General features: G+C 67.0%; 10 protein-coding genes. 6 read left to right on the forward strand and 4 right to left on the reverse strand.

Going from position 1 to position 7,689, the window contains the following annotated elements:
* Nucleotides 1-52 precede the first annotated feature (52 nt).
* A complete protein-coding gene (locus AB0H50_RS28385) occupies nt 53-565 on the forward strand; it encodes a CGNR zinc finger domain-containing protein (RefSeq protein WP_357458405.1) in 513 nt (170 codons plus the stop codon).
* Here the strand turns inward: AB0H50_RS28385 and AB0H50_RS28390 are convergent.
* The gene (locus AB0H50_RS28390; protein WP_357458407.1) at nt 534-1,580 is read right to left on the reverse strand and encodes an NAD(P)-dependent alcohol dehydrogenase; all 1,047 of its coding nucleotides are present in this window, start codon (nt 1,578-1,580) and stop codon (nt 534-536) included. The two genes, AB0H50_RS28385 and AB0H50_RS28390, sit on opposite strands and share 32 nt — an antisense overlap.
* An 85-nt stretch (nt 1,581-1,665) precedes the next feature.
* Here AB0H50_RS28390 and AB0H50_RS28395 point away from each other — a divergent pair, with 85 nt between their 5' ends.
* Nucleotides 1,666-2,322 (forward strand): TetR/AcrR family transcriptional regulator C-terminal domain-containing protein, encoded by a 657-nt coding sequence (locus AB0H50_RS28395; RefSeq protein WP_357458410.1) that lies wholly within the window; start codon nt 1,666-1,668, stop codon nt 2,320-2,322.
* Between the two features lie 4 nt (nt 2,323-2,326).
* Here the strand turns inward: AB0H50_RS28395 and AB0H50_RS28400 are convergent, their stop codons facing one another.
* On the reverse strand, nt 2,327-2,800 hold the full coding sequence (locus tag AB0H50_RS28400; protein WP_357458413.1) for a MarR family transcriptional regulator: 474 nt from the start codon (nt 2,798-2,800) through the stop codon (nt 2,327-2,329).
* A 112-nt stretch (nt 2,801-2,912) separates the two neighbouring features.
* On the opposite strand from AB0H50_RS28400, the gene AB0H50_RS28405 reads away from it, so the two are divergent.
* Entirely contained in the window at nt 2,913-4,055 is a 1,143-nt protein-coding gene (locus AB0H50_RS28405) for a GDSL-type esterase/lipase family protein (RefSeq protein ID WP_357458416.1), read from the forward strand.
* A 27-nt stretch (nt 4,056-4,082) separates the two neighbouring features.
* On the opposite strand, the gene AB0H50_RS28410 is transcribed toward AB0H50_RS28405, so the two are convergent.
* Complete coding sequence (locus AB0H50_RS28410) at nt 4,083-4,697, reverse strand: TetR/AcrR family transcriptional regulator C-terminal domain-containing protein (RefSeq protein ID WP_357458419.1); 615 nt, start codon at nt 4,695-4,697, stop codon at nt 4,083-4,085.
* A 70-nt stretch (nt 4,698-4,767) separates the two neighbouring features.
* On the opposite strand from AB0H50_RS28410, the gene AB0H50_RS28415 reads away from it, so the two are divergent.
* The gene (locus tag AB0H50_RS28415; RefSeq protein WP_357458422.1) at nt 4,768-5,325 is read left to right on the forward strand and encodes a peroxiredoxin-like family protein; all 558 of its coding nucleotides are present in this window, start codon (nt 4,768-4,770) and stop codon (nt 5,323-5,325) included.
* A gap of 189 nt (nt 5,326-5,514) precedes the next feature.
* Nucleotides 5,515-5,721, forward strand: coding sequence for a hypothetical protein (locus AB0H50_RS28420; RefSeq protein ID WP_357458425.1), 207 nt, complete (start codon nt 5,515-5,517; stop codon nt 5,719-5,721).
* A gap of 92 nt (nt 5,722-5,813) precedes the next feature.
* On the opposite strand, the gene AB0H50_RS28425 is transcribed toward AB0H50_RS28420, so the two are convergent.
* The gene (locus tag AB0H50_RS28425; RefSeq protein WP_357458428.1) at nt 5,814-6,389 is read right to left on the reverse strand and encodes a Uma2 family endonuclease; all 576 of its coding nucleotides are present in this window, start codon (nt 6,387-6,389) and stop codon (nt 5,814-5,816) included.
* 504 nt (nt 6,390-6,893) lie between these two features.
* Between AB0H50_RS28425 and AB0H50_RS28430 the strand changes: the two genes are divergently transcribed.
* Nucleotides 6,894-7,430: a DUF6879 family protein gene (locus AB0H50_RS28430; protein WP_357458431.1), complete on the forward strand. Its 537-nt coding sequence runs from the start codon at nt 6,894-6,896 to the stop codon at nt 7,428-7,430.
* Nucleotides 7,431-7,689: the final 259 nt, after the last annotated feature.

A 7,689-nucleotide genomic window follows, 5' to 3' on the forward strand; every position in this document is an offset into this window, starting at 1 on the left:
ACGCGGTTGGGGCTCAACCGGTTTCGCCACACCCCGGTGACCTGCACCACACATGTCCGGCCAGATCAGCCAACCCGACTGGTCCCGGTGCCAGAACTCGATCGACCGCGTTTATGCGCGACCAGCGTGCGCCTCCCGATCGCCCGCACCCACTCCGCGCCTCCTCGACGGCCGACTGCCCGCTCGAAAGCCTTCCCTCCACGCTGACCAGCATGTCGATGTTCGTGGCCTGCACATCAGTCTCGAATTTGCCGAAGCACTTGGTTATTCGCCTGTGCCTGAGGACATTTCGGCGATCAATGCCGCGGTGGCGCGTCCCCACGCTCGTGCCGGGCCGACCGAGGACACGACCGCGACCTACGCCGCGTCAACTGCCCGCGCGGCGCCGCCAACGCTCGCGCGCCGCCATCGACCTGTTCAGCGGGCCGCTCGCCGCCCACATCCGGGTGTGCGCCGCCGAGTGCGGCCTGCTTTCGTCGACGACTCCCGTCCCGGCGGCCGCCGCTGGTACGCGATGGAGCGCTGCGAAACCCTCACAAAGGTTCGCCGGCACCGGACCGGCTGACGATCAGCACCGTCTTGCCCTGGGCGTGACCTTCGGCGACGTGGGCGATCGCGGTCGCGGCGTCGCGCAAGGGGTATTCGCGCTCGATGACCGGGCGCACCTTGCCGGTCTCGACGAGCTCGGTCAGGAATTCCAGGTCGGCTCGCCGCGGCTTCATCAGCAGCGGACGCATGGTCTGCCGGGTGAAAAGGTCGGCCACGACCACCCGCCCGATCCAGAGCACCGGACCGATCCAGTCCCCGCCCGGCGAGCCCGCGGAGGATACGAAGACGCCCTCGGGCGTGAGCACCCTGCGGCAGTCGGAGAGGCTGCGGTTGCCGACCAGGTCGAGCAGCACGTCGTAGCGTTCGCCGGATTCGACGAAGTCCGCTGCCGTGTAGTCGATCACCCGATCCGCGCCGAGGCCGCGGAGGTATTCGACATGGCGGGTGCTGCACACCGCCGTCACCCGCGCGCCGAGCGCCTTGGCGATCTGCACCGCGAAACTGCCGACACCGCCGGACGCGCCGTTGATCAGCACCGACTGCCCGGCGCGCACCCCGCCGACATCGCGCAGCCCTTGCAGCGCGGTCATGCCCGAATCCGGCACGGCGGCAGCCTGTTCGAAGGAGAGACCGGCGGGCATCGGCGCGAGCGTCGCGGCGTCGACACACACGTACTCGGCGAACGCGCCGAAATCCGTTGCCCCGTAGACCCGATCACCGATCCGGAGCGAAGTGACCGCCGACCCGACGGCCACCACCTCGCCCGCGAGATCATGGCCGATCACCGGATGCTTGGGCCTGCGCACCCCGAAACCCATCAGCCGGATGAGGTACGGCTTGCCGGTGAGCAGGTGCACGTCACCCGAGGCGACGGCGGCCGCCCTGACCCGCACCAGGACTTGATGCGCGGCGGGCGCCGGGCGCGGCGCCTCCTCCACGCGCAGGACGTCACTGGACCCGTAGCGCGGTGCGACGACCGCGGTCATCACGTCCCGTTCGATCGCTGTGCGCGGGCTCGACGACTTCGACATGGCGATTACCACCTCTACTTACACCGTAAGTGCGACGCTCCGAACGCTACACTTACGGTGTAAGTACGTCAAGGGAGAGCGATCGATGACCAAGCCCGCCGAGCGTGCCCGGCTCACCCGCGAGCGCGTCCTGCAAACCGCCGTCCACCTCGCCGACGAACAGGGACTCGACGCGTTGTCCATGCGCAAGCTGGCCCAAGCCCTCGGCGTGGAGGCGATGTCGCTGTACAACCACGTCGCGAACAAGGACGACCTGCTCGACGGGATCGCGGATCTGGTGGTCGCCGAGATGGCGGTGCCCGAGATCGGCGGGGACTGGCGGGCGGCGCTGCACACCCGCGCCGTCTCGGCGCACGACGTGCTACGCCGCCACCCCTGGGCGACCGGGCTGATCGGCTCGCGGGTGAACGTCGGCCCGGCGATGCTGCGCTACGTCGACGCCACACTCGGCTGCCTGCGCGCCGCCGGTTTCACCTATCAGCAGGCGGACCGGGCATGGAACGCGATGGACGCGCACATCTACGGATTCACGCTGCGGGAGTCGACCTTTCCACTGGATCCTTCCGAATACATCTCGGCGGCAACGTATTTCTTGCCACGCATCCCGGAATCGACGCACCCGCATATGAACGCGCTCACCCGCCTCGTCATCGACGGCGCGCACGACGGCATCGCGGATTTCGAATTCGGCCTCGAACTCGTCCTCGACGGACTGGAGCGACTACTGGAGGCGAGCGAGTAACCCGTCAGTCGGTGCGCGCGGTGGCGTCCGGGTTGGTGGCGTCGCGGACGATCCGCAGCGCGGTGGTCAGCGCGTCGAGCTGTTCCGGCGTGAGCAGACCGGTGAACCAGCGCTGAATCGCGTCGAGATAGTCCGGCAGTACCTGTTCGAGGCGGCGCACCCCGGCGTCGGTCAGCACCGCGCGGGCGCTGCGGCGGTCGGCCGGGTCGAGCACGCGCTCGACCAATCCCGCCGCCGACAACCGATCGACCAGTCGTGTGACACCGCTGGTCGACAGCGAGGTCTGTGTCGCGAGGTCGGTCATTCGCAGCCGCCGTTCGGGGGAACGGCTCAGGCGAAGCAACGCATTCAGGTCCAAGCCGGAGAGGCCGCTCGACTTCCAGGTCGGCTCCAGCTTGGCGAGCAGACCGTCGCGCGCCTCGTAGAGCAGGCCCATCGCGGTCAGGCGCGGATCGTCGAAGAGGTCGGACTCGTCCATGTGCCCGGACTCTACCGCACGTATTTGACGCGCGGATAGTTGACGAGAGGAATACATTGGAGTAGATATATGCCTACGCAATATTCCTCACGTCAACAACTTGGGAGTTCTCATGACACCTCAAGCCACCCGCTGGGTCGCAGGCTTCCGCTCGGCCGTGATCAGCCCGGACGAGCGGATCAAGCTCACCGAACCGCACGAGTTCGCCGATCAGACCCTGCGCCAGGTACTGCACATGGCGGGCGGCGGCGAGCAGATTCGCGTTCGCCTGACCAACCGCTACGGACAGACCCCGCTCGTCATCAGGGCGGCCAGGATCGCGCTGCGCAAGACCGCCGACGCGATCGTCCAGGAGACCGACCGCGAAGTGCGGTTCTCGGGGACCGCGCAACTGACCGTGCCCGCGGGCGGCGACGTGCTCAGTGATCCGATCGACCTCGCGGTGCAGGCGGGCGACGATCTGCTGCTCAGCCTCTACCTGCCCGAGCCGACCGGGCTCGCGACCTTTTCGCACATGCCAACCGAAATCGCCTATGTCGCCGGTGGCGATCACACCGGCGGGACGGAAATGCCGGGCGCGCAGGAGATTCCCTCCCGGTTCTTCGTGAGCGGCGTCGATGTCCTCGCGCCGGCCGGGACCGATATCGCCGTCGCCTTCGGGGATTCGTGGTTCGAGGGCGTCGGCAGCACACTCGGCGCCAATCGCCGCTCGGTGGACGTGCTCAACGAGCGCACGCAACGCGGTTGGGTGGTGAACCAGGGCATCGGCGGAAACCGGCTGCTCACCGGGGAGATCGGCGAACGCGGCCTGGACCGGTTCGATCGCGACGCACGCGATGTGCCCGGCGTGCGCCACGTGCTCATCCATTTCGGCATCAACGACCTCATCCTCGGCGGCATGGGCGGCCAAGCACCCGCCACCGCAACGGAACTCATCGATGGCTTCACCGAACTGGCAGGCCGCGCGCACGCCGCCGGGCTGACCATCCACGCCGCCACCATCGGCCCCTACGCGGGCTGCATCTACCCTGACCTCCCCGTCGCCGAGACCCTGGCGACCCGGCGCGCTGTGAACGAATGGATCCGTGGCACAGACGTTTTCGACTCGGTGTTCGACGTGGCAGGCGCCGTCGCCGATCCGCAGCGCCCGGACTACATCCGGCCCGAGTTCGACAGCGGTGACGGCATGCACCTCAACGACGCTGGCGCGCGGGCGATGGCCGAGGCCGTCGACCTCGCGAAGGTCTTCGGGTAGCCGGATCGCGCACGGCCGCAGCTGGATTCAGCGCGGGGACAGTCCGCGCAGCACGATCTCGACGCCGCCGCGGAATTCGTCGTCGACCGACATCCTCCGCGCCTGGCTCGCCGTCTGCACCAGCAGCGGGAAATCGTCGGTGGCCAGCGCCGCGATGGTCGCGGTGCCCGGCCCCGCGATCGAGGCGTAGTGCTCGTTCTGCAGGAAGCCGAGCAGGAAACCGACCACCGTGCGCTGCGCGATCACCCGCTCCCGGCCGGTGAAGCCCGCGGCGGTGAGTACCGCCAGCATGGCCTCCATCCAGTGCAGCGACGCGGTCGAGGACTGGCGGTGCCGCAAGATCAGCGGCACCACGGCGGGATGGGCCGCGACGGCGGCGCGCATGCGCGCCAGCAGGACCGCGGCCCTGGCTCGCCAGTCCTCCCCTTCCGGCGGCGCGGTCTCCATGGCGCCGAGCACCCGGTCGACCACCAGCACTTCGAGCCGATCCCGGTCTGCGACATAGCGATACAGGCCCATGGTGGCGATGTCCAGTTCCTTCGCGACGGCACGCATGGTCAGTCCTTCGAGCCCGTCGCGGTCGATGACAGCGAGGGCGGCGTTGCCGAGATCGTCGGTGGTCAGCGAGCGAGGACGTGGCATGGGTTGACAGCGTACAAGGTACGCGCATACTGGCGGTAGGAGTACGTCGTACACCTACGAAGGAGACACCATGTCACTGCCGACTTCCGTCGCCGCACGCACCCTGCGGACCATCACCGGCGTCGAGGTACCCGTCCCGGACCCCGATTGCCTCGTTCACCTGCAATTCCGCCGCTTCGCCGGCTGCCCGGTGTGCAACTTGCACCTGCGCTCGATCGTCACGCGCCACGCCGAGATCACCGCGGCGAACATCCGCGAGGTGATCGTCTTCCACTCGCACGCGGACGAACTGCGCAAGTACACCGACGATCTGCCGCTCGATGTGATTGCCGACCCGGACCGCATCCTCTATCGCGAGTTCGGCGTCGAGTCCGCGCCGCGCGCCCTGCTCGACCCGCGCGGCTGGCCCGCCATCGCCCGCGCCGTCGCCCATGACCTGCGCGCCGCGCTGCGCGGCGACCGCCCCGCTCCCCCGGCCCGACCCGACGGCGGCCCGCTCGGTCTGCCCGCGGATTTCCTCATCGCCCCCGACGGCCGCGTGCTGGCTTCGAAGCACGGGACGCACGTCTACGACCAGTGGTCGGTCGACGAACTTCTGGCGCTCGTACCCGCCGAGCAGCTCCGGTGACGCCGATCGCCGAGACGTGCATGCTCCTGACCTTCGAGGAATACGCCATTCCCGCCTGACCAGGTCAGTGACTCCGGAATTACTTGGCGCGGGCCAGTTTTCGTAACGCAGGAGCTAATGCGACCGATTGGTCAAATGCGGAACACTGCGAGCCGCCATCCATAACCATGGAACTGAAAAGGATTCAAAATGTCGTTCACCAAGCTACTCGGCGCAGGCGTCGCGGCACTGGCCTTCGGAGCCGTTCTCACAGCGGGTCCGGCTGCGGCCGAACCGATTACCCCCACACCGGTGATCGCGCCCGGCGAGCCCGCACCGGGCGCGTCGTCGGGTAGTGCTGTCCTCGATCCGCTGCTGCGCATGCTGCGGTGCGGCTCCGCCTACAGCTGCAACTAGGAGCCCGGCGCGTAGCGCGGTCGACGGCATGGGCGGGTTGGCTCCCGCCCATGCCACGGGGCACTCACCGCGGCAGCGGCCTTCGATCGGGTTCAGGGCAAGAGCGCGGCGGGATCGATGGTGAACTCGAAAGGAGTTCGGACGGTGACCTTCTCGCCGGCAGCGACCCGGTGCGTTGGCTCGTAGCTGCTGTCGCCACCGAGCGCATGGACGAACGCGACAGGCAGTGACTCACCCGGCAACTGGCCTTTGAAGGGGTTGAACTCGAAGCGCCAGTAATTCGGAATACCCGCCTCGGAGTAGAGAACCGGCTTCACCATGCGGTCCTGCAATGTGGTCGACTTGGAAACCACTTCGACGGCGAGCTCAACCTGCTCGACAGGAATCCCGCGACCATCCCAGTCGATCGGGCCGGAGACCACGATCAGATCGGGAATCGGCTCGTCGTCTCCGATCAAGACACCGACGCCCTGCATCACCTCGTACCCATCAGACCGGACGGCCTCCAGCGCGCTCTCCAGCCGCTTGATCACCCACTGATGCCGCGGCGTCGGAAAGGCGTTCACGACGAGCTGACCGTTGAGCACCTCGTACCGCAGTCCGTCATCAGGCATGCGATCGAGGTCGGCGGACGTCCAACATTCCGAGCCGGGAACCGGCGTCGTCATCGAATCGCCTCCAACCCACAGACATTCGCCAACCGCGCCGGTTGGGCCTGCCCGACCCTAGCTCTGAAACCAAGAACTAGGAGCAAGGCGAGCCGAACGCTTACGACTTGGTTCCATCAGATTCCGAGAGACGCGACCATCCAGTTCCGGGCTGCCTCGAGATCGTTGCGGGGAATGGCGCGAGTTGCGTAAGTCGGCTTGCTGACCCATCGCCGTGACCGCCACGCGATCATGGGTCGCACTGTCCACCAACCCATCTCGCGAAGCGAGCATGTGGCCCGCAAGGATGGGAGACCGACGAGCCCGGAACAATCGAAATCCCACACTTGCTCCTCGGGTTCGCTGAGCCGGATACATTCATCGGGGCCACACTCAGCGATACCGGGCGCGGCACCTTTTCCCTCAGTGGTCGACCGATCACGGATGACGAGACGCTGAGCCAGCTCGACCTGGCCGACGACGAAACGGCTATCGAGGTGCCGAAGCGAGAAAGGAAGTTTTTCGGTGCGACTGCTACAAGGACAAGCGTTCTGGGACCTGTTCCGGCAAGCTGAGCGCTCCGCGTTCCACCTCGAAACCAGGGACGCCTACGACGTAGACGACGAGAACCCGCAACTGGCGCGGTTCCTAGAAGGTCACCGAGATGACGACTACGCATGGTTTCAGCCGTGGCTGAACCTGATACGGGACGCTACGAATCGAGGCGTAGCCGTCTCGCGGGTTCGAGTGGTCACGGTGCCGTTGCCGGACTACCACCGCTGGTTGCTTTCGATCACCCCCGAGAACGCGAGCGCTGGGGAAGACATCCGATACGTAACTCGGCATCTCGCAGGGGAGCTACCTCGGGATGATTGGTGGCTGTATGACGATTCGACGGTTGCCTTCAACGTCGTTGACGCCAAGGGCTCCGGGGTCGGGGTCGCTGCGACCGACGACCCGCACATAGTTGCCTACTGCCGCAGCGTTCGAGAACGACTGTGGGAGGTGGCTACGCCCTATGCCGAGTTCGCATACGGCGCGGAGGGAATCCGCACCAAGTGACCGACTCTGGTTCTCGCGTTATACACCCGAGCGTTCGAAACGCTGGCCGCGCAGTCTGTCAGCGGCAAGGCGGCTCGGGCGCTGGTCGGTACCGCTCTCGACCGCTGGCGTAGCAAGTCCCAGGAATGACGTAATTCGGAATACCCGCCTCGGCGAAGAGAACCGGCTTCACCATGCGGTCCTGCAATGTGGTCGTCTCGGAGACCGCTCAGTCGGCACGGTCGACAAGGTCGTCTTCCGTGCCGACTGAGCAGGCACA

The organism is Nocardia sp. NPDC050793, from assembly GCF_040654065.1.
GTDB lineage: Bacteria > Actinomycetota > Actinomycetes > Mycobacteriales > Mycobacteriaceae > Nocardia.